The following is a 19,494-nucleotide window of genomic DNA, read 5'->3' on the forward strand; positions in this document are numbered from 1 at the left end:
CTTCAGCCTGTTCTTTGCCGCCCCCGCGCTGGCCGCCACCGACATCCAGACCGTCGAGACCCCGCTGGGCTTTACCGCCTGGCTGGTCGAGGAACCGTCGATCCCCTTCACCTCGCTCGAGATCCGCTTTCGCGGCGGTACCTCTCTCGACGCGCCAGGCAAGCGTGGCGCCACCAACCTGATGGTCGGCCTGCTCGAGGAAGGCGCCGGCGATTACGACGCCCGCGGCTTTGCCGAGGCCCGCGACGCGCTCGCCGCCAGCTTCCGCTACGATTCGGGGCCCGACTCGATCTCTGTTTCGGCCAGGTTCCTGACCGAGAACCGCGACGAGGCCATGGCGCTGCTGCGCGAGAGCCTGGTGGCCCCGCGCTTCGACGAGGACGCCATCGAGCGCGTGCGCGCCCAGGTGATCTCCGGCATCCGCAGCGACGCCAAGGATCCCGACGCCATCGCCAATGCCCGCTTCGATGCGATGGTGTTCGGCGAGCATCCCTACGGCTCGCAGCCCGAGGGCAGCGAGGACAGCGTCAGCGCCCTCACCCGCGACGACCTGATCGCCGCCCACGCGGCCACCATGGCGCGCGACCGGGTCTACATCGCCGCCGCCGGCGACATCTCCCCGGAGGCGCTCGCGACCCTGATCGACGACCTGCTCGGCGATCTGCCCGAGACCGGCGCCCCCCTGCCCGCCGACATCGATGCCGAGACCACCGCCGGCGTCACCGTGGTGCCCTTCGAGACGCCGCAATCGGTGGCGATGTTCGGCCATGCGGGCATCGCGCGGGACGATCCGGATTTCTTCCCCGCCTACGTGCTCAACCAGATCCTCGGCGGCGGCGGCTTCGAGGCGCGGCTGATGACCGAGGTGCGCGAGAAGCGCGGCCTGACCTATGGCGTCTATTCCTACCTCGTGCCGATGGACCACGCGGCGCTCTATCTCGGCCGCGTCGCCTCCGCCAATGACCGCATCGCAGAGGCGATCTCGGTGATCCGCGACGAGTGGCGCAAGATGGCCGAGCAGGGCGTCACCGAGGCCGAGCTGGAGCAGGCCAAGACCTATCTCACCGGCGCCTACCCGCTGCGCTTCGACGGAAACGGCCCGATCGCGCGCATCCTCGTGGGCATGCAGATGGACGGGCTCACCCCCGACTACGTCACCACCCGCAACGCCGAGGTCGAGGCGGTCACCCGCGACGACATCGCCCGCGTCGCCGCCCGCCTGCTGCAACCCGACGCCCTGCGCTTCGTGGTGGTGGGCCAGCCCGAGGGCCTCGAGGACAGCCCCGGCCAATAATAATCCCCACCGCCCCTCCTGGCGCGCCCCTTGCCCTTCTCTTCGTCAAAAATACTCCGGGGTGAATTGGCCCAACGGGCCAAGAGGGGCAGCGCCCCTCCCCCGAACTCAACCGCCCCAAACAGAACGGCCGGCCCCATCAAGGGACCGGCCGCATCGCATCTCGCGAGGAAAGCCCGCAAGGGCTTGAGGAGCGCGCCGCCCCCCGAGCTCAGTGCCGGAAGTGGCGCATCCCGGTGAACACCATCGCCAGCCCGGCCTCGTCCGCCGCCGCGATCACCTCGGCGTCGCGCATCGAGCCGCCCGGCTGGATCACCGTGGTGGCCCCTGCCGCCGCTGCCTCGAGCAGGCCGTCGGCAAACGGGAAGAACGCGTCCGAGGCCACCGCCGAGCCCTTGGCGAGCGTCTCGGGCAGGCCCAGCGCCTCGGCCATGCGCTCGGATTTCTTCGCCGCGATCAGCGCCGAATCGAGCCGGCTCATCTGGCCCGCGCCAACCCCCACCGTGGCGCCGTCCTTGACGTAGACGATGGCGTTCGACTTGACGTGCTTGGCCACCTTCCAGGCGAACAGCAGATCCTGCAGCTCGGCCTCGGAGGGCTGCCGCTTGGTCACCACCTTCAGATCCTCGAGCCCGATCCGCCCGACATCCTTGTCCTGCACCAGGAAACCGCCGGCCACCTGGCGATAGGTCAGGCCGGGCGTGCCCGGGTTGGCGACGCCCTCGGTGGTCAGCAGGCGCAGGTTCTTCTTTTTCGCAAAGATCTCCTTGGCCGCGTCATCGGCGCCCGGCGCGATCACCACCTCAGTGAAGATCTCGGCAATCGCCTCGGCGGTCTCGGCGTCGAGCTTCATGTTGAGCGCCACGATGCCGCCGAAGGCCGAGGTGCGGTCGCAGTCGAAAGCCTTCTGGTAGGCCTCCTTCAGCGTCGCGCCCTTGGCCACCCCGCAGGGGTTGGCGTGCTTGATGATGGCGCAGGCCGGACCGTCGGCGGGCAGGAATTCCGAGACCAGCTCGAAGGCGGCGTCGGTGTCGTTGATGTTGTTGTAGCTCAGCTCCTTGCCCTGGTGCTGCACCGCGTTGGCCACGCCCGGACGGTCCGAGCCGTCGCGGTAGAACGCCGCGGACTGGTGCGGGTTCTCGCCGTAGCGCAGGGTCTGGGCCAGCTCGCCGGCAAAGGCGCGGCGGCGCGGTGCCGCCTCCTCGAGCGCACCGGCCATCCAGCTCGAGACCGCGGCGTCGTAGGCGCCGGTGCGGGCATAGGCGGTGAGCGCCAGCTTCTGGCGGAAGGCATAGGAGGTGGCGCCGGCATTGGCGTCGAGCTCGGCCAGCAGCGGCTCGTAATCGGCGATGTCGGTCACCACGTTGACGAAGGCGTGGTTCTTGGCCGCGGCGCGGATCATCGCCGGGCCGCCGATGTCGATGTTCTCGATGCAGGTGTCGTAATCCGCGCCCTTCGCGACGGTGGCCTCGAACGGGTAGAGGTTGACCACCAGCAGGTCGATCTCGGGGATCGCGTGGCCCTTCATCGCCTCGACATGCGCCGCGTCGTCGCGCAAGGCAAGCAGACCGCCATGGATGCGCGGGTGCAGGGTCTTGACCCGGCCGTCCATCATCTCGGGGAACTCGGTGACCTCGGCCACGTCCTTCACCGCGATGCCCGCGTCGCGCAGCGCCTTGGCGGAGCCGCCGGTGGAGAGAAGCTCGATTCCCCGCTCGGAGAGGGCGCGGCCCAGGTCAATCAGGCCGGTCTTGTCGGATACGGAAATCAGCGCGCGGGCGACTTTGTGCAGGTCAGGCATACGGATCGGGTCCCCAGATGGTTCAATGCGTCGGCTCCGCCTCGTCCATGACCACGTCGCGCAGGGCGATCGCGGTGTCCTGCGCCTTGGCCAGGGACCAGCGGATGCGCGTCGCATACTCCATCGCGCGCCCGGATAAAACGACCTGTTTGGCCGCACGAGGCCGCAAACGGCCTTTTTCGAGGTAAACCGACGGCTCCAGCGTGAGCTGCGGCCCCGGATCGTGCCGGAACACCCAGACCTCGCCCGAGCGCAGCGCCAACGACACCGCGGTGCCGCCCATGTCGAGCTCGGCATCGACCTCGGGGTGCAGATGGAAGCGGATCTGCCAGGGCAGACCGGCCAGCGTCGCGGCGTCGAGCCGGCGGTCGAAAAGCCGCTTGTCGGCATCGGTCAGGGTGACCAGCATGTCCTCCCCCGCCAGGCCGCGCCCGTCGAAGGTCATCTCCAGGATGCGCGCATGGGTCAGCCCGTGGGTGCGCCGATAGCCGTCATGCCCGCCCTCGAACCGCAGGCCGTCGCTGGCATGGCCGATCTCCACCGGCACATGCTGCGGCACGTCTTCCAGCAGCTCGCGCTCGCCGCCGCCGACCACCCGCGCCGTCCCCAGGCGGGCGCTGGAATACCCATCGAGGCACAGCGTCGAATGCGACGGCGTCGCCCGCCCCGCCCGGCGCCAGTCGGCCCCGAAACTGACCCCCGAGCCGCAGCTCACCACCAGCGGACGCCGCCCTGAGGTCAGTTCGAAGGCCAGCGTCGAGGCATGCGCGTCAAACGAGGCCGGACCGGTCGGCGGCGGCGCCGCGTCGACGATCAGGCTGCTGCGCGCCGCCGAGAGCCGCGCATAGCCCATCGCCAGACCGTCCGCCTGCCGCTTCTTGATGCCGGACGCCGCCAGCGCCTGATCGAGACGCCCGTCGAGCCCGCGCCCGCCGCCCTGAAACCGTGCCAGCCCGCCATCGGCGTGGCGCAGCGCCCGCAGCGTCGGCGCGATGCGCGCAATGGCGGCGACATGGGCCTCTTCGGGCGTTAGATCGTCTTCTTCCAGCGCCGCCCGGGCCCAGGTCAGCAGGGTGAAGACCTCCAGCAGTTCCTCGGGGTTGCGGGTCGGAATGCCGCCCTGCGCATCGACCTGCCGGGCGCATTCGGCGCCAAGCGCCTTGCGCGCGGTCTCGGCATGCGCGCCCATGCCCTCGAAGGAAAGCCCGGCATAAAGCAGCCCGGTCAGCGCCTCGAACCGCGCCAGCCCCGGCGGCGTGCTCTGCCAGCGCCGTGCAAGAAAGATCGTCTGCGCCGCCAGCGCCCGGTAGAGCGTCGCGGCCTCGTCGGCCTTGGATCCGCGCAACAGAAACAACGCGTGATGGATCGAGCGGATCAGCCGCCGCCCCGCCGCGTCCGGGGTCCAGCCCTCGCCCTTGCCGCTGCCGTAGCGGGCGATCCAGCCCCAGACCCAGTTCCGCGCCAGCACGCGCGCCCGCGCGTCGCCCACCGCCGCCAGATCGTCGAGCCAGCGGAAGCCGTGGATCTCTTCTTCCCAGGCGGCGTCGGGCGGGGCGATGTCCCAGATCATCGCGTCGGGCGCCTCGACGAGGTGGCCCGCGAACATCAGGTTGCCGGCGCAAAGCTGGCGCCCCTTCGCGAAGCTGCCGGTACTGCGGGGTTCGGGCTGCGACACCAGCGCAGAGCCCGGACGGGCGCGCGCCGCCAGACGCGCGTGCAAGCGGTTCAGGAACCGCGTCACCGCGGCAGACCAGTTGCCCCTGTTCGACATGCCCTCTCGTGCCCCGTCCCGGCCTCATTCGGCTCTTCGTTGCCAGAGGTGTAGCGAAGGGCGGGCGTCAAGTCACCTTTCAATGAGCCACTCAGGCCGGATTGCGCAGGATCGCCATGTAGAAGCCGTCCATGCCGCCGCGATCCGCCCAGAAATCGGGCCGCAGCCGCAGCCCGCCCTCCTCCGAGCGCCAACCCTCTTCGACGCCCTCGGCCTCGGGCCGCAGCACCTCGAGGCCGGGGTGGCGCGCCAGCGCCTCCTCGACCTGGCACTCGCCCTCGTCGGGGATCAGCGAGCAGGTACAGAACACCAGCCGCCCGCCGGGCGCGAGCAGACCCAGCGCGTGGTCGATCATCGCCGCCTGCAGGCCGATCAGCTCGGAGATGCCCTCGCCCTGCTTGGCCTGCGGCAGGTCCGGGTGGCGGCGGATGGTGCCGGTGGCCGAGCACGGCGCGTCGAGCAGGATGGCGTCGTAGTGGCCCGCGTGCTCCAGCGCGTCGCCGGTGACGGTGGTCGCCTCGAGCCCGGTGCGGGCGAGGTTCTCGCGCACCCGGCCCATGCGGCCCTCCGAGAGATCGAGCGCGGTGACCTTCGCGCCGGCCGCCGCCAGCTGCATGGTCTTGCCACCAGGTGCGGCGCACATATCGAGGATGCTGAGGCCGGTCACGTCGCCCAGCAGGCGCGCCGGCAGCGCGGCGGCCGCGTCCTGCACCCACCATTCGCCGGTCTCGTAGCCCGGCAGGGCCGAGACCTGCCCGGCGCTGGCGAGCCGCACCGAGCCGGTGGGCAGCAGAGTGCCCCCAACCGCCGCGGCCAGCGCCGCCGGATCGCCCTTGGCGCTGAGATCGAGCGGCGCGCCGGCCAGGTGCGCCGCCTCCATCGCCGAAACCGCCTTGTTGCCCCAGGCCGCCGAGAGCGGCTCGCGCAGCCAGCGCGGCAGGCGCGGCACCCGCAGGGTGGGCCATTTCGCCGGCGCCTCCTCGGTGAGCTTGCGCAGCACGGCGTTGACCAGCCCCTTCATGGTCTGGGTCTTGCGGTCGCCGGCGACGATCTGGACGCAGTCGTTGACCACGCCATGCGCCGCCCCGCCGGTGGCCAGCTCCCAGGCGCCGAGCCGCAGCACGTTGCGCACGAAGAGCGGCGGCGCCTTGCGCAGGTGCGGCTTCAGCAGGCGGTCGCAACGCTCGAGATTGCGCAGCACCTCCAGCGCCATGCGCTGCGCGGCGGCGCGGTCGGGGGCGGGCATGGCCTCCCAGGCGGGGCCGCTCATGGCGTCGGAGAGCAGACGTCCCTGGCCGAGCACCTGGCCGAGCAGCGCCACGCTTTGGGCGCGGGCGGTGGGAATGGGCGGCATGGAGGTCTCTCCCCGGGTTGTCTCGCTGGGCTGGCGGGCCCTATATCAGGGGGGACCAGACGAGGAAAGCGCCATGACCGACGAGACATCCGCCCGCAAGGACCTGCCCCCCGCCGCGCAGCGCGCGCTGGCCGAGGCCGAGGAGCGCCGCGCAGCGGCCGAGGAGGCGGCGCGCAAGGCACCCGCACCGAAGGAATACGGCGGCCGCGACGGGCTCGACCCGGCGCGCTACGGCGACTGGGAGAAGAAGGGCATCGCAATCGACTTTTGATCGCGAGAGGTTTGAGGGGTTGCGCGGGCTTGCGCTCGCGCCCGGGTGGTGGGGGGCTGCCTCTGTCGCGCCAGAGGCGCGCCCTTTAAAAGAAAAAGCGGGGCTCTGCCCCTGTCGCGCCAGAGGCGCGCTCTTCAAAAGAAAAGAGGGGCTCTGCCCCTCTTGGCCTGCGGCCAATTCACCCCGGGATATTTTTGGCCAGAAGAAGCCCGGGGGCGGGGTGCGAGCGGGGAGCGGCGCGCCCCTGCCGGTTCGGCTCAGTCGGTGAGGCCGAGCACGTCGAGCATGTCGTACTCGCCGGGGGCCTTGTCCTGCCCCCAGAGCGCCGCCTTCAGCGCGCCGCGGGCGAAGAGGGCGCGGTCGGAGGCGATGTGCTTGATCATGATGCGCTCGCCGGCGGCGGCGAAGATCACCTCGTGCTCGCCCACCACGTCGCCGCCGCGGATGGCGTGGAAGCCGATATCGCCGCGCTTGCGCTTGCCGGTGATGCCGTCGCGGCCGCGATCCGAGACATCGTCAAGCGCCACGCCGCGGCCCTCGGCGGCAGCCTCGCCCAGCATCAGGGCGGTGCCCGAGGGCGCGTCGACCTTCTGGTTGTGATGCGCCTCGACGATCTCGATGTCCCAGTCCTCGTCCAGCGCCGCTGCCACCTGGCGGGTCACCTTGGTGAGCAGGTTGACGCCGAGCGACATGTTGCCGGCGCGCACGATCACCGCGTGGCGGCCGGCGACGTGGATCTTCTTGAGATCCTCGGCATCGAGTCCGGTGGTGCCGATCACGTGCACCGCGCGGGCCTGCGCCGCGAGCTCGGCAAAGGCCACCGTGGCCGCCGGCGCGGTGAAATCGATCACCGCCTGCGCCTTGCTGAACGCCTCGAGCGCATCGTCGGTGACGGAAACACCAAGCTCCGTGCCGCCCATGCAGGTGCCGAGATCGCGCCCCACCCAGTCGTGGCCCGCCCGCTCGACCGCGCCGACCAGCGCCAGCCGGTCGCTCTTCTGCAGCTCGCGCACCAGCATCTGGCCCATGCGGCCCGACACGCCCGTCACAACTACGCCCGGCTTTTCGGTCATCTTGATCTCCAGTTCTTCCTGTTGCCGCCTCCTTAGCGCGCAGCGTCCCGCTTGGCAAAGGGGCGGGCAAGGACTAAGTGGGGAGACATGGGCAAGAACAGATTCCAAGACGGTCCCGGACCGAGCCAGAGACAGCTCCGCGTCGGCGAACTCATTCGCCGCACGCTTTCGGAGGTGCTGACCCGTGGCGACATCCACGACCCCGAGCTCAACCGCATGTCGATCACCGTCGGCGAGGTGACCGTGTCGCCCGACCTCAAGGTCGCGACCGCCTACGTGGTGCCGCTGGGCGGCGGCCACGCGGACGAGATGTTCGACCTTCTCAAGCGCAACAAGTCCGAGCTGCGCCGCGCGGTGTCCAAGGGGCTGACACTGAAATTCGCGCCCGAGCTGCGCTTCAAGCTCGACGAGACCTTCGACCGGCTCGACGAGACCCGGCGGCTGTTCTCGCAGGACGCGGTGCGCCGCGACGTGGAGGAGTAGGCCCGTGCGCGGCGTTCTTGCCGCGGCAACCGCGCTGATCCTCGCGGCGCTGCCGCTTCCCGCCGCGGCGGTGAGCTGCGAGCCGCTCGAGCATGCCGGCAACCGCTACACGGTCTGCGAGGTGCGCCCTGCCCGCGAGGAGCTGCGCACCTTCCTCTACACCGGCGACGGCGCGCCCTGGGGTCAGTTCACCGCCATCGACAACGCGCTGCGGCCGCAAGGTCGCCGCCTCGCCTTCGCGATGAATGCCGGCATGTATCACGAGGATCGCGCCCCGGTCGGCTATTACGTCGAGCGCGGCGACGAGGAAATGCGGGTGATCTCGAGCGCCGGGCCAGGCAATTTCGGGCTGCTGCCCAACGGCATCCTGTGCATCCGCCCCAACCGTGCCGACGTGATCGAGACCCGCGCCTTCCTGCGCGAGCGCCCGAATTGCCGCTATGCCACCCAATCCGGCCCGATGCTGGTGATCGACGGCGCGCTGCACCCGCGCTTCCTGCCCGACAGCACCTCGCGCTATATTCGCAACGGGGTCGGCACCTCCGAGGACGGCAAGCGCGCGGTCTTCGTCATCTCCGAGACCGCGGTGACCTTTCACGAGTTCGCCTCGCTGTTCCGCGATGCGCTGAACCTGCCGCAGGCGCTGTTCCTCGACGGCAACGTGTCGCGGCTCTACGCCCCCGATGTCGGGCGGCGCGATATCGGGCGCACCATGGGGCCCATCGTCGGCGTGGTGGAGCGCGAAGAGTAAGGCAACGCGCCGCGGCGCCTTTCCCTTGCACCCGCCCGCCCCGCGGCCTACCTCGATGGGGCAGCAACGCGGAGCCCCCATGAACCGACCCCTCGACAGCCTGACCCAAGCCCTTCTGGATGCCGCCGCCAAGGCCGGCGCCGATGCCGCCGACGCGCTCGCCGTCGAGGGCAGCTCGACCGAGATCGACGTGCGCAACGGCACGCTCGAGCAGGCCGAGCGCTCGGAGGGCACCGATATCGGGCTTCGGGTCTTCATCGGGCGGCGCAGCGCGGTGGTGTCCTCCTCCGACACCAAGGACAGCACCATCGCGACCATGGCCGAGCGCGCCGTGGCGATGGCCCGCGAGGCGCCCGAGGATCCCTATGCCGGGCTCGCCGATCCCGACCAGCTGGCGCGCGACTGGGACACCGAGGCACTGCAGATGTGCGATCCGTCCGATGCGCCCTCCCCCGCCGAGCTGCAGGACGACGCCTGCGCGGCGGAAGCGGCGGCGCTGGCGGTCGAGGGCATCGCGCAGGTTCAGTCCGCCTCGGCGGGCTACGGGCGCCGGCACGTGCATCTGGCCGCCAGCAACGGCTTTTCCGGCGGCTACTGGCGCAGCTCGCGCTCGCGCTCCTGCGTCGCCATCGCCGGCACCGGGCTCGAGATGGAGCGCGACTATGACGGCGACAGCCGCACCTTCCAGACGGACCTGCGCAGCGCCGAGGAGATCGGCCGCCGTGCGTCCGAGCGCGCGCTGGAGCGTCAGAACCCGCGCCGCCCCAAGACCGGGGCCTACCCGGTGCTCTTCGACGAGCGCATCGCGGCCTCGCTGATCGGCCACCTGATCGCCGCCGCCAACGGTGCCGCGGTGGCGCGTGGCGCCTCGTGGCTGCGCGGCGCCATCGGCGAGGACGTCCTTCCGAAGGGGCTGTCGCTAGTCGAGGACCCGCACCGTCCGCGCATCCCCGGCTCGCGCCCCTTCGATGCCGAAGGTCTGCCGACGCAGGCGCGCGCTCTGGTCGAGGACGGCGTGCTGACCGGCTACACGCTCGATCTCGCCAATGCCCGCAAGCTCGGCATGACCCCCACCGGCAACGCCGCGCGCGGCACCAGTGGCGGGCCGTCGCCGACCTCGTGGAACCTCGCGCTGACGCAGGGCGAGCAAAGCCGCGACGAGCTGATCGCGCAGATGGGCTCGGGGCTGGTGGTGACCTCGATGATCGGCGCCACGATCAACCCCAATACCGGCGATTACTCGCGCGGGGCCGCGGGCTTCTGGGTCGAGAACGGCGAGGTCGCCTACCCGGTCTCGGGCGTGACCATCGCCGGCAACCTGCGCGACATGCTGCGCCGGATCACCCCGGCCAATGACGCGCGCGGCTGGCTGTCGCGCGTGGTGCCGTCGCTGCTGGTGGAGGGGCTCACCCTTGCCGGAGAGTGATCTCGCGCTGCTGACCCGCGCCGCCTGGCGCGCCGCCGAGACCGCGACCCGCTATATCGGCGGTGAGATGAACGTGCGCCACAAGGCCGCCGATGGCAGCCCGGTGACCGATGCCGACATGGCGGTGAACGCGGTGCTCGAAGAGGTGCTGCGCAGCGCCCGGCCCGGCTATGGCTGGCTCAGCGAGGAAAGCGCCGACGATCCCGCGCGGCTCGGGGCCGAGCGGGTGTTCATCGTCGACCCCATAGACGGCACCCGCAGCTTCATCGAAGGCTCCGACAGCTGGGCGCATTCGCTGGCGGTGGCGCAGGAGGGCGAGATCACCGCCGCGGTGGTGTTCCTGCCGATGCGCGAGCGGCTCTACAGCGCCGCACTTGGCGAGGGTACCCGGCTCAACGACGCAACGGTCCGTGCCAGCGACGTGGCGACGCTCGAGACCGCCGAGGTGCTGGCGACCAAGCCCTCGATGCAGCCCGATCACTGGCGCAGCCCGATGCCCGAGCTGAAGCGCAGCCACCGCCCCTCGATCGCCTACCGGCTGGGTCTCGTGGCCGAAGGCCGCTTTGATGCCATGCTGACGCTGCGGCCCTCGTGGGAATGGGACATCGCCGCCGGCGCGCTGCTGCTGTCGGAAGCCGGCGCGATGATCAGCGACCGCAGCGGCCAGCGCATCCGGTTCAACGCGGCCCATCCCAAGCATGACGGCGTGATCGCCGCCAACCCGGCGCTGCACGGCGAGATCCTCGGCAGGCTGCGGCAGACGCCCTGACCTGCCTGCCCTTTGGGCGCCGTCCATGTTCAGGAAAATTTGCAGGAGTTTTCGAAAACCCCTGCCCGCCCGGCCCGGTGCTCGGCGCTTGACCTCGCCGGGCAGGATCGTAGGTTGCCCCCATCCTCACCTGAAAGGTCAGAGCATGGTTCAACGACTCCACCTCGTGTTCGGCGGCGAACTCGTGACCCCGGAAAAGAACGTCTTCAAGAATGTCGACGACCTGCACATCGTCGGGATCTTCCCCGACTATGCCAGCGCTCACGACGCCTGGAAGGCCGAGGCGCAGCGCACCGTCGACAACGCCCACATGCGCTACTACATCGCCCACCTGCATCGCCTGCGCGATGAGGAGGCCGAAGCCTCGACCACCGAGGAACTCGGCTGAGCCCCTTGCCCCGCAAGCCCTTCGCGCTCTCGGCCTATCTCGCCTCGGCCCGCGGCCGCGCCACGGCGCAGCCGCCCGCCCAGCCACGCCCCGACGGCCCGCTGATCTGGATGCACGCCGCGCGGCTCGACAGCGCCCGCGCGCTGGCGGCGCTTGCCGCCCGCATCCAGGCGCAGCGCGACGAGATCGCGGTCCTGCTGAGCTGGCACCCCTCGGTGCCGGCGCAGCCCTGGCCCGGCTGCATCGGTCAGCCGCTGCCCGCCGACACCATCGCCGACGCCCAGAGCTTTGCCGCCCACTGGCGCCCCGATATCGGGCTTTGGACCGGGCAGGCGCTGCAACCGGCGCTGCTGTCGCGGCTCTCGGACAATGGCACCAGGCTCATGCATCTCGATGCCGGCAACGATCCCTGGCACGTGCCGGGGCCGGTCTGGCTGCCCGATTGCACCACCGCGACGCTGGCGCTGTTCGACCGGATCTTCTCGGTCGATGACATGGCGCATCGCCGCCTGCGCCGGCTCGGCCTCGCGGACGAGCGGCTGCGCCGCGCCGGGCCGCTGAGCGAGAGCGCCCCGCCGCTCGATTGCGCCCCCGAACTGCACGAGGAGATGGCGCTGCTGCTTTCCGGTCGCCCGGCCTGGCTTGCCGCAAGGGTGCGCGCCGACGAGGCCGCCGAGATCCTGCAGGCGCATCGCCGCGCCACCCGTCTTGCCCACCGGCTGATCCTGTTTCTCGTCCCCGCCAGCCGCGAGGACGGAGCCGAGATTTGCCGCATTGCCCGCGAGTCGGACCTGCGCAGCGTCGCCTGGGACAATGGCGAGATGCCCGACGAGAACACCCAGGTGCTGGTCACCGAGGACGACTCCGAGCTTGGCCTCTGGTACCGGCTCTCGCCCATCGTCTTCCTTGGCGGCTCGCTGCGCGCGGGCCATGGCGGAGAGGATCCGCTGGCCGCTGCCGCCCATGGCGCGGCGCTGCTCTACGGCCCCAACGTAGGTCGCCACCTCGCCGCCTATTCGCGGCTGGTCGAGGCCGGCGCCGCGCGCATCGTGCGCGATTTCGACAGCCTCGCCTCGGCGGTCTCGCAGCTCGTGGCCCCCGACCGCGCCGCGGCCATGGCCCATGCCGGCTGGGACGTTGTCAGCCAGGGGGCTGCGCTGACCGACGAGGTCATCGCGCAGGTCTTCCGCTGGCTCGACGGTGAGGACGACCCGCGCGACGACCCTGCCGATGCCGGGGAGGCCGCCTGATGCGCCCGCCCGCCTTCTGGTACACCTCCCCCGCGCAGCCCGCCCTGCGCGCCCGCCTGCTGGCGCCGCTTGGCGCGCTGACTGCCCAGGCCACCGCCCGCCGCGTCTCGGCCCCGGGGGCAAGCGTTGGCGTGCCGGTAATCTGCGTCGGCAATCTCAATGCCGGCGGCACCGGCAAGACCCCCACGGTGATCGCCCTGATCGAGCGGCTGAGCGCCCGCGGCAAGGCGGTGCACGTGGTCTCGCGCGGCCATGGCGGACGGCTCGAAGGGCCGGTGCGCGTCGATCCCCTGAGCCACGGCGCCGAGGATGTCGGCGACGAGCCGCTGCTGCTCGCCGCCTTCACCCCGGTCTGGGTGGCGCGCGACCGCGCCGCCGGGGCGCGAGCCGCGGTCGAGGCCGGGGCTCAGGTCATCGTCATGGATGACGGCTTTCAGAACCCGGCGCTGGCCAAGGATCTCTCGATCATCGTGGTCGATGCGGCCAAGGGCTTCGGCAACGGGCGCTGCATGCCCGCAGGCCCGCTGCGCGAGCCCGTGGAGGCCGGCCTCGCCCGCGCCGACCTCGTGCTCTCTATCGGCCCGGCCCCCGCCCAGAGGCGCTTCTCCGACGCCTGGCAGGCCAAGATCCCCCTGTCCCACCTCACCGGCCACCTTGCGCCGCTGCAGACCGGCATGGACTGGGACGGGCTGCCCGCCTTCGCCTTTGCCGGCATCGGCCACCCGGAGAAGTTCTTTGCCACGCTGAAGGGCCTCGGGGCCGAGCTGCGCGGCACCACCGCGCTCGACGATCACCAGCCCTTCACGCCCCAGCTGCTGACCCGGCTCGAGACCGACGCCGCCCGGCTCGGCGCGCAGCTCGTCACCACCGAGAAGGACGCCGTGCGCCTGCCGGCCGAGTTCCGCCCCAAGGTGCTGACCCTGCCGGTGCGGCTGCAGATCGAGGACGACGCCGCGCTCGCGCAGGCGCTCGACACGCTGCTCGGCTGAGCCCGCGCCGTTGATGCGGTTGAAATGGGTGGCCTATTCGGCGGCCAGCGGCTTGTCCTGATCGCGGTGCCCGATGGCGGCGATCTCGGCCACCACGCCGCGCAGCACCCGCCGGAAGGCCTGGAAATCGGCATTGGGTCGGATGCGCGCCTCGTCCATATAGACCGAGCGGTCGATCTCGATCTGGATGGCGTGCTGCTGCCGCGACGGCCGGCCATAGGCCTGCGTCACGTAGGCCCCGGCAAACGGCGCATTGCGCACCACCGAAAGCCCGGCCCGCGCAAAGGCGGTCTCGACCCGCGACACGATCTCGGCCGAGGCCGAGGCGCCGAAGCGGTCGCCGATGACGATTTCGGGCCGCCGCGCCGAGTTGCGCGCGACACCGTCCACCGCCTCGTGCGGCATCGAGTGGCAATCGATCAGGATCGCCTCTCCGAACTGGCTGCGCGCGCTCTCGATCAGCTCGCGCAGCTGCGCGTGATAGGGATGCCAGTAGCGCGAGATGCGGCGCTCGGCCTCCGACAGAGGCAGCTTGCCGCGATAGATCGCCCGCCCGTTCGACACCACCCTCGGCACCACGCCGAGCCCGCTCGCCACGCGCGGGTTGTGGCCGCCGCGGCGCACCCCCTCGATCAGCGCCGGGTCGAGCTCGTCGGGGGCGCGGTTGAGGTCGATGAAGGCGCGCGGCGCTCCGGCGCGAAGCAGCGGCGCGCCGAATTGCGGCGCGCAGTCGAACAGCCGGTCGACAAAGGCATCCTCGGAGGACCGGATGGTGTGCTCGTCGAGCACCGTGTTGCGCAGAAAGCTCCACGGATAGTCGCGCCCGGAATGTGGCGAGGCGAAAATCGCACTGGAGGTGGCCGCCTCCGGCAAATCGAGATGAAAGGCGACTTGTGGCATTCGTCCTCCTGATCCACATAGTTTAGCGCGATTTTGCCGGCTGCAAAAAGCCTGTTTTCTTCGCGGGATGGAAACCGGCATTCTTTGCCAGAAAAGCCCTTGCCACCATCTCCGACTCCACTTATAGAGCGCTCCACCGGCGCGGTTCTCCCCGCGCCCCACTTACTTCTGGGGCATGGGACACGGGTATCGCGCAGGCCATGAGAGGGCGGTTAGCTCAGCGGTAGAGCACTACGTTGACATCGTAGGGGCCACTGGTTCGATCCCAGTACCGCCCACCATGGTCCTTATTCACCACCTCCGCGGGGTCGCGCCCACGGTAGGTCCCGCAACGCCAGGCGCTCGCGCGCCGCGACAAGAGGAGAGACCATCATGAAGGTCGCAAACTCGCTCCGCTCGCTCAAGAAGCGCCATCGTGACTGCCGCGTTGTGCGCCGCAAGGGCCGCGTCTACGTGATCAACAAGACCCAGCGTCGTTTCAAAGCCCGCCAGGGCTAATACGATCGCCTGAGATCGGGTACACCGATCACGAGATTTTTGAAAGGGCCGCCCATTCGGGTGGCCTTTCTGCTTTTCGAGAGCCCTCTTTGGCAGAGCCCCGCCTCACGCCCCGGTCTCGACCGCGACCCGGTAGCGCAGCCGCGCCGCCACCGGCGGACCATAATAGCCCCCCTCCACCGGCATGGTCGCTGCCTGCTCAGGTGCTGCACAAAGCGCCACGTGCCCGTCGCTCACCCGCGTGCCATGGGTGGGGTCGAAACCGTGCCAGCCCGTCTCCCCCAGCCAGACCTCGGGCCAGGCATGCAGGTGGCGCTGCCCGTCGACGCTCTCCGCCCGCGCCTGGTAGCCGCTTACGAAGCGCGCCGGCAGGCCCATCAGTCGGCAACAGGCGATGAACAGCACCGCGAGGTCGCGGCACGCGCCCTGCGCCCGCTCCAGCGTCTCTTGAGGGCTCTGAGCATAGCCGTCCTGACGGATGCGCCGGTCGGTGCGCCGATAGAGCGCGCCGGTCAGCGCATCGAGAAACCCCATCGCCCGCCAGCCCGCCGCCTCGGCCAGCGCCTCGGCAAAGCCCCGCACCTGCGGCCCGGGATCGCGCCCCAGCAGGCATTCCGCCGGAGCGTCCGCGCGGCAGGGCCAGGGCAGCAGCGGCAACCGCCGGTCTTCGGGCGGCGCGGCCTCCAGCGTGTCGATCTCGAACTGGCTGTCGATGCGCAACAGATCGCTCGCGCCGGTCCCGAACTCCACCAGCAGCAGCGGGTTGCCATAGGCGTCCACCACCTCGCGCAGGACAGCAGGCTCGGGCTCGATCACCAGCCCGCGCAGCAGCACCCGGCCACCATCGCCGCGCGGCGTCAGCCGCAGCGTATGCGGCGCCAGCGCAACCGGCGCCTCGTAGCTGTAGATGGTTTCATGACGCACCGAGAACCGCATCGCCGCCCCTCCCTGGCTCAGCCTCGAGAGAAGCACCGATCCGCCCCCTTGGGCCAGCCCCAACGCCGCTTCCGCGGCACCGGGCCGCAAGCGCTGCTCAGAGCCGCGGCACCGCCAGCGCCTCGGCGGCGTCGCTGACCGCCTGCAGGAAGGCCGCAATGCGCGCCGGATCCTTGACCCCGGGGGCAGATTCGACGCCGGACGAGACGTCCACCTGCCGCGTCCCGGTCATCGCGATGGCCTGCCCGACATTGGCAGGGGTCAGCCCGCCGGCCAGCATCCACGGGCAGGGCCAGCGCCGCCCCGCGATCAGCCGCCAGTCGAAGGCCAGCCCGTTGCCCCCCGGCAGCGCGGCGCCCTTCGGCGCCTTGGCGTCGACAAGGATCTGGTCCGCCACCTTGCCGTACTCGAGCAGCGCCGGCAGATCCTCTTCGCTCGCCACGCCCACCGCCTTCATCACCGGCAGCCCGTAGCGGGTGCGGATCTCGGCCACCCGCGCGACGCTCTCCCCCCCGTGCAGCTGCAACATGTCGAGCGGCACCTGGGCCAGGATCTCGTCGAGAGCCGCGTCCTCGGCATTGACCACGAGCCCGACCTTGGCGAGCCCCACCGGCGCCGCCAGCGCCAGGTCGCGCGCCTGCGCCACGCTGACATGCCGCGGGCTCTTGGGAAAGAACACGAACCCCGCATAGCTGGCCCCCGCCTCCGCGGTGGCGACAACGTCCTCCGGCCGGGTGAGGCCGCAGATCTTGACGCGAATCTCGCTCATGGCTTCCGCCCTCCCGGACCCGCGCGACAGGCCCCGTCTTCTCTGGTTCAAAAATACCTCGGGGGAGTCGCAGCTCCGCTGCGACGGGGGCAGCGCCCCCTCTCTTCCTCCGACATCACGCTTTCGCGTGGGAGGGGCCAGCGCCCCTTTGTCTCATCATGTCTTGCCCTGAGAGGCCGCTGTGAGGCCGGCAGCACCCGCTGCCCGCCCCCGGACGCGTCAGGCGCTCTGGTCGAGAATCGCCAGAACCTCATCCTTGTCCTTGTCGCGCTCGGCCTGGGTCTTCTTCAGCTCGCGCTCGAGCTTGCGCACCTCCGCCTTGCGCTCCGAGGCCGCGGCGCGATGCTTGTGCTCGCGCAGCCACTCCCAGACAAACCCGATCAGCAGGCCCGCGACGATGCCGCCGAAGAACACCAGGAACAGCGGCAGGGTCAGCGACTGCTGGAATTCGAGCAGGGTCGCGAGGTCCGGTGGCAGCAGCTTGAGCTCCACCATCGAGCGGTTGGCCATTGCGATGGCCACGAGGACGATCGCGAGAACGCCCAGAAACGCATAGCGAATGTAACGCATGTCTTGTCTTACTTTCCGTTCAGCCGGTCACGAAGCAGTTTGCCCGTCTTGAAGAATGGCACGTGCTTCTCCTCGACTTCAACCGCTTCCCCGGTGCGGGGGTTCCGCCCGAGCCGCGCGTCGCGCTTCTTGACCGAGAAGGCGCCGAAACCACGCAGTTCGACCCGGTCGCCCCGGGCCATGGCATTGGTGATCTCCTCGAAGATCGTGTTCACGATCCGCTCCACGTCCCGTTGGTAGAGATGCGGGTTCTCCTCCGCGATCTTCTGGATCAATTCCGATCTGATCATCCTCGCACATCCCCTCAATGCGTCTTGTCGCGCTTTTCGAGTTCTACGACACTTCGCACTCTCGCGCCAAATGGAAACCTCCCGATCACGCGGAAAAGCATTGGAAAGCAGCACTTTGTCGGCCTTCGGGCGACGTGAGGCCGGGTTATGACCACCTTCGCGTCATGCTGCGGCGCGGAAACATCTCGCTTTCAAAATGCGATTCGCGCGCCCGTTTATCGCCCCTCCTCGCCGTCCCCCTGCCCGAACAGCGTCAGGAACAGCGTGGTAAAGAACCCGCCAAAGGCGCTCTCGACCAGCGACACGGCCGCCGGCAGCAGATCCTCGCTGCCGATGAAGCCGGTCTCGTAGCTCCAGAGCACGAAGGCGTTGCCCGCCACGTAGGCGGCGAACAGGATCGACATCAGCGCGAGGAACACGCCGCTGACCTTGCGGCCCCGCGGCCCCTTGCCCAGCCCCACCGATTTCACCACCACGCCGACATAGATGCCAAAGACCGGCAGGAACACCGCGATGGTCGAGACATAGGTCTCGATCTTGGTGATCCGCGCCTGCAGGTAGACCGCGCAGAACGACACGAAGACCACGTGGACGACCACCACCAGGATGGCAAAGACGGCGCGGGCAGTGCGGGCGTACATGCTACTCCGGCGCTCCCGCGATCTCGTCCAGTGCATCGGTCACACGCGCCATGACGTCTTGGCGGAAGCCCTCGAAGCCGGGATCCCAGTCCACCGCCTGAAAGCCTTCGACGGGCTTTTCGCGGTCGCCGGGCCAGCGCCGGATCGAGGTGATCGGCATGTCGAACTCGAGCTCGAAGTAATCCGCCATCGGATGCGCCGGATAGACCTCCAGATAGGCGCGCTCCCAGTGCCCTGCCCGCCCGGTGAGCGCGCCGTCGGGATAGAGCAGCTGTGCCTTGATCTTGCCACGCTCGGCGATCACCGCACAGGTGACGCGCTCGGTCGTCTCGCAGGGGGCGCCGGTGAGCGCCTCGAGCGCGGCCACCACCGGCGCCCGCAGCGGCAACACATGGGCATCGCGGATGGCAAGGAACTGCGCCTGTGTCAGCGGGATCTGCGAGGGCGGCAGCCCGGCCCCGGCCCCGATCCGCACCGCCGCGACATCGTCGCCCAGCAGCTGGCGGAACGAGAGCACCACGTCGGCCTCGAACCCCGGCAGCGTGTGGCCGCAATAGCTGCGGACCTCGCGCCCCGCGAGCTTCTCGACGAAGCCGTCGAGCCCGAAGGGCACGTACTCTGCGCCAAGCGGATCGACATATTGCCGTTCCCACGAATCGCCGGGATCGCAGGGGGCCAGCCCGTCGAGCGGCAGCTGCGCGGCAAGCGCGCGCATCTCGGCCTCGCGGGCGCGGTCGACCACCACGATGATCAGCTCCGGCAGGCAGCCGGCATCGCCACAGAGAAAGACACGGTGGCACATCGCCTTGAGAACCGGCTCCTCGTAGGCCCGCTGCCAGTTGGCCTCGCAGAGGCGGCCCGCCGCGAGGGTGCTGGTGGCATCGAAGGGAGTGACGGTGTCGATGGACTGCGCCACGGCAAGCGCGGGCAGCAAGGCGGCAAGCGCCGACACAAACACCGGTGTGAAACGCGCGGGCATCGGAAAGGCATCCCTCAAATCTGAGGGGAGTCTGAGCCTTTCAACCTGAAGCTGTCAAGCAGCAGCGCCGCACGCCCGTTTCGCGGAACAAAAAAGCCCCGCCGGATCTCTCCGGCGGGGCCAATCTCTTCAGCGCGTCAGCGCCTCAGGCTCAGTTGTCGCCCTTGAGCGCTGCGCCGAGGATATCGCCGAGCGATGCACCCGAGTCGGACGAACCGTACTGTTCCACGGCTTCCTTCTCTTCGGCGATCTCGCGTGCCTTGATCGACAGGCCCAGACGACGGGTCTTGC

General features: G+C 70.1%; 21 protein-coding genes and 1 tRNA gene. 11 read left to right on the forward strand and 11 right to left on the reverse strand.

Features of this window, described 5'->3' with window-relative positions; genetic code table 11:
* A partial coding sequence (locus AC6RA4_RS06750; protein WP_500158664.1) for a M16 family metallopeptidase occupies positions 1 to 1,294 on the forward strand: 1,294 nt, incomplete at its 5' end.
* 211 nt (positions 1,295 to 1,505) lie between these two features.
* Here the strand turns inward: AC6RA4_RS06750 and purH are convergent.
* The 3 genes from purH to AC6RA4_RS06765 all read right to left on the reverse strand — a co-directional run bounded on the left by purH (position 1,506) and on the right by AC6RA4_RS06765 (position 6,220).
* Entirely contained in the window at positions 1,506 to 3,095 is a 1,590-nt protein-coding gene (gene purH, locus AC6RA4_RS06755; protein ID WP_500158666.1) for a bifunctional phosphoribosylaminoimidazolecarboxamide formyltransferase/IMP cyclohydrolase, read from the reverse strand.
* A gap of 22 nt (positions 3,096 to 3,117) precedes the next feature.
* Positions 3,118 to 4,866, reverse strand: coding sequence for a heparinase II/III family protein (locus tag AC6RA4_RS06760; protein ID WP_500158668.1), 1,749 nt, complete (start codon positions 4,864 to 4,866; stop codon positions 3,118 to 3,120).
* A gap of 91 nt (positions 4,867 to 4,957) precedes the next feature.
* The gene (locus tag AC6RA4_RS06765) at positions 4,958 to 6,220 is read right to left on the reverse strand and encodes an RsmB/NOP family class I SAM-dependent RNA methyltransferase (protein WP_500158670.1); all 1,263 of its coding nucleotides are present in this window, start codon (positions 6,218 to 6,220) and stop codon (positions 4,958 to 4,960) included.
* Between the two features lie 73 nt (positions 6,221 to 6,293).
* On the opposite strand from AC6RA4_RS06765, the gene AC6RA4_RS06770 reads away from it, so the two are divergent.
* The gene (locus AC6RA4_RS06770; RefSeq protein WP_500158672.1) at positions 6,294 to 6,491 is read left to right on the forward strand and encodes a DUF1674 domain-containing protein; all 198 of its coding nucleotides are present in this window, start codon (positions 6,294 to 6,296) and stop codon (positions 6,489 to 6,491) included.
* 257 nt (positions 6,492 to 6,748) lie between these two features.
* On the opposite strand, the gene dapB is transcribed toward AC6RA4_RS06770, so the two are convergent.
* The gene (gene dapB, locus AC6RA4_RS06775) at positions 6,749 to 7,564 is read right to left on the reverse strand and encodes a 4-hydroxy-tetrahydrodipicolinate reductase (protein ID WP_500158674.1); all 816 of its coding nucleotides are present in this window, start codon (positions 7,562 to 7,564) and stop codon (positions 6,749 to 6,751) included.
* An 87-nt stretch (positions 7,565 to 7,651) separates the two neighbouring features.
* Here dapB and rbfA point away from each other — a divergent pair, with 87 nt between their 5' ends.
* From rbfA to lpxK, 7 genes are all read left to right on the forward strand, one after another.
* The gene (gene rbfA, locus AC6RA4_RS06780) at positions 7,652 to 8,047 is read left to right on the forward strand and encodes a 30S ribosome-binding factor RbfA (RefSeq protein ID WP_500158676.1); all 396 of its coding nucleotides are present in this window, start codon (positions 7,652 to 7,654) and stop codon (positions 8,045 to 8,047) included.
* 4 nt (positions 8,048 to 8,051) lie between these two features.
* On the forward strand, positions 8,052 to 8,798 hold the full coding sequence (locus tag AC6RA4_RS06785; RefSeq protein WP_500158678.1) for a phosphodiester glycosidase family protein: 747 nt from the start codon (positions 8,052 to 8,054) through the stop codon (positions 8,796 to 8,798).
* A 79-nt stretch (positions 8,799 to 8,877) separates the two neighbouring features.
* Positions 8,878 to 10,224, forward strand: coding sequence for a TldD/PmbA family protein (locus tag AC6RA4_RS06790; protein WP_500158680.1), 1,347 nt, complete (start codon positions 8,878 to 8,880; stop codon positions 10,222 to 10,224).
* Positions 10,211 to 10,993 (forward strand): 3'(2'),5'-bisphosphate nucleotidase CysQ, encoded by a 783-nt coding sequence (locus AC6RA4_RS06795; protein WP_500158682.1) that lies wholly within the window; start codon positions 10,211 to 10,213, stop codon positions 10,991 to 10,993. The genes AC6RA4_RS06790 and AC6RA4_RS06795 overlap by 14 nt, the downstream gene beginning before the upstream one ends.
* 145 nt (positions 10,994 to 11,138) lie before the next feature.
* Entirely contained in the window at positions 11,139 to 11,381 is a 243-nt protein-coding gene (locus AC6RA4_RS06800) for a DUF4170 domain-containing protein (RefSeq protein ID WP_335948898.1), read from the forward strand.
* Positions 11,382 to 11,386: 5 nt separating this feature from the next.
* Positions 11,387 to 12,631, forward strand: coding sequence for a 3-deoxy-D-manno-octulosonic acid transferase (locus AC6RA4_RS06805; RefSeq protein ID WP_500158685.1), 1,245 nt, complete (start codon positions 11,387 to 11,389; stop codon positions 12,629 to 12,631).
* Entirely contained in the window at positions 12,631 to 13,620 is a 990-nt protein-coding gene (gene lpxK, locus AC6RA4_RS06810; protein WP_500158687.1) for a tetraacyldisaccharide 4'-kinase, read from the forward strand. Before AC6RA4_RS06805 ends, lpxK begins: the two co-directional genes overlap by 1 nt.
* Before the next feature lie 33 nt (positions 13,621 to 13,653).
* Here the strand turns inward: lpxK and AC6RA4_RS06815 are convergent, their stop codons facing one another.
* A complete protein-coding gene (locus AC6RA4_RS06815) occupies positions 13,654 to 14,520 on the reverse strand; it encodes an N-formylglutamate amidohydrolase (protein ID WP_500158689.1) in 867 nt (288 codons plus the stop codon).
* A gap of 206 nt (positions 14,521 to 14,726) precedes the next feature.
* Between AC6RA4_RS06815 and AC6RA4_RS06820 the strand changes: the two genes are divergently transcribed.
* Both AC6RA4_RS06820 and ykgO read left to right on the forward strand, forming a co-directional pair.
* A tRNA-Val gene (locus AC6RA4_RS06820) sits at positions 14,727 to 14,801 on the forward strand.
* Between the two features lie 91 nt (positions 14,802 to 14,892).
* A complete protein-coding gene (gene ykgO / locus AC6RA4_RS06825) occupies positions 14,893 to 15,018 on the forward strand; it encodes a type B 50S ribosomal protein L36 (RefSeq protein ID WP_007792261.1) in 126 nt (41 codons plus the stop codon).
* A 105-nt stretch (positions 15,019 to 15,123) separates the two neighbouring features.
* Here the strand turns inward: ykgO and AC6RA4_RS06830 are convergent, their stop codons facing one another.
* From AC6RA4_RS06830 to AC6RA4_RS06855, 6 genes are all read right to left on the reverse strand, one after another.
* The gene (locus AC6RA4_RS06830; RefSeq protein ID WP_500158692.1) at positions 15,124 to 15,954 is read right to left on the reverse strand and encodes a transglutaminase family protein; all 831 of its coding nucleotides are present in this window, start codon (positions 15,952 to 15,954) and stop codon (positions 15,124 to 15,126) included.
* A gap of 97 nt (positions 15,955 to 16,051) precedes the next feature.
* Complete coding sequence (locus AC6RA4_RS06835) at positions 16,052 to 16,723, reverse strand: phosphoribosylanthranilate isomerase (protein ID WP_500158694.1); 672 nt, start codon at positions 16,721 to 16,723, stop codon at positions 16,052 to 16,054.
* Between the two features lie 219 nt (positions 16,724 to 16,942).
* The gene (locus tag AC6RA4_RS06840) at positions 16,943 to 17,293 is read right to left on the reverse strand and encodes a lipopolysaccharide assembly protein LapA domain-containing protein (RefSeq protein WP_500158696.1); all 351 of its coding nucleotides are present in this window, start codon (positions 17,291 to 17,293) and stop codon (positions 16,943 to 16,945) included.
* A gap of 8 nt (positions 17,294 to 17,301) precedes the next feature.
* Positions 17,302 to 17,583: an integration host factor subunit beta gene (gene ihfB / locus AC6RA4_RS06845; protein WP_007792271.1), complete on the reverse strand. Its 282-nt coding sequence runs from the start codon at positions 17,581 to 17,583 to the stop codon at positions 17,302 to 17,304.
* 215 nt (positions 17,584 to 17,798) lie between these two features.
* On the reverse strand, positions 17,799 to 18,224 hold the full coding sequence (locus AC6RA4_RS06850; RefSeq protein WP_500158698.1) for a hypothetical protein: 426 nt from the start codon (positions 18,222 to 18,224) through the stop codon (positions 17,799 to 17,801).
* A gap of 1 nt (position 18,225) precedes the next feature.
* Positions 18,226 to 19,203, reverse strand: a complete 978-nt coding sequence (locus AC6RA4_RS06855) for a hypothetical protein (protein ID WP_500158700.1) — start codon at positions 19,201 to 19,203, stop codon at positions 18,226 to 18,228.
* Positions 19,204 to 19,494 lie beyond the last annotated feature (291 nt).

It is taken from the genome of Salipiger sp. (assembly GCF_059781815.1).

Excerpts from the sequence above, each read along its gene's own strand:
- purH (WP_500158666.1), bottom strand. The coding sequence starts at position 3,095 with ATGCCTGACCTGCACAAAGTCGCCCGCGCGCTGATTTCCGTATCCGAC.
- AC6RA4_RS06760 (WP_500158668.1), bottom strand. The coding sequence starts at position 4,866 with ATGTCGAACAGGGGCAACTGGTCTGCCGCGGTGACGCGGTTCCTGAAC.
- AC6RA4_RS06765 (WP_500158670.1), bottom strand. The coding sequence starts at position 6,220 with ATGCCGCCCATTCCCACCGCCCGCGCCCAAAGCGTGGCGCTGCTCGGC.
- AC6RA4_RS06770 (WP_500158672.1), top strand. The coding sequence starts at position 6,294 with ATGACCGACGAGACATCCGCCCGCAAGGACCTGCCCCCCGCCGCGCAG.
- dapB (WP_500158674.1), bottom strand. The coding sequence starts at position 7,564 with ATGACCGAAAAGCCGGGCGTAGTTGTGACGGGCGTGTCGGGCCGCATG.
- rbfA (WP_500158676.1), top strand. The coding sequence starts at position 7,652 with ATGGGCAAGAACAGATTCCAAGACGGTCCCGGACCGAGCCAGAGACAG.
- AC6RA4_RS06790 (WP_500158680.1), top strand. The coding sequence starts at position 8,878 with ATGAACCGACCCCTCGACAGCCTGACCCAAGCCCTTCTGGATGCCGCC.
- AC6RA4_RS06800 (WP_335948898.1), top strand. The coding sequence starts at position 11,139 with ATGGTTCAACGACTCCACCTCGTGTTCGGCGGCGAACTCGTGACCCCG.
- lpxK (WP_500158687.1), top strand. The coding sequence starts at position 12,631 with ATGCGCCCGCCCGCCTTCTGGTACACCTCCCCCGCGCAGCCCGCCCTG.
- AC6RA4_RS06815 (WP_500158689.1), bottom strand. The coding sequence starts at position 14,520 with ATGCCACAAGTCGCCTTTCATCTCGATTTGCCGGAGGCGGCCACCTCC.
- ykgO (WP_007792261.1), top strand. The coding sequence starts at position 14,893 with ATGAAGGTCGCAAACTCGCTCCGCTCGCTCAAGAAGCGCCATCGTGAC.
- AC6RA4_RS06830 (WP_500158692.1), bottom strand. The coding sequence starts at position 15,954 with ATGCGGTTCTCGGTGCGTCATGAAACCATCTACAGCTACGAGGCGCCG.
- AC6RA4_RS06835 (WP_500158694.1), bottom strand. The coding sequence starts at position 16,723 with ATGAGCGAGATTCGCGTCAAGATCTGCGGCCTCACCCGGCCGGAGGAC.
- AC6RA4_RS06840 (WP_500158696.1), bottom strand. The coding sequence starts at position 17,293 with ATGCGTTACATTCGCTATGCGTTTCTGGGCGTTCTCGCGATCGTCCTC.
- ihfB (WP_007792271.1), bottom strand. The coding sequence starts at position 17,583 with ATGATCAGATCGGAATTGATCCAGAAGATCGCGGAGGAGAACCCGCAT.
- AC6RA4_RS06850 (WP_500158698.1), bottom strand. The coding sequence starts at position 18,224 with ATGTACGCCCGCACTGCCCGCGCCGTCTTTGCCATCCTGGTGGTGGTC.
- AC6RA4_RS06855 (WP_500158700.1), bottom strand. The coding sequence starts at position 19,203 with ATGCCCGCGCGTTTCACACCGGTGTTTGTGTCGGCGCTTGCCGCCTTG.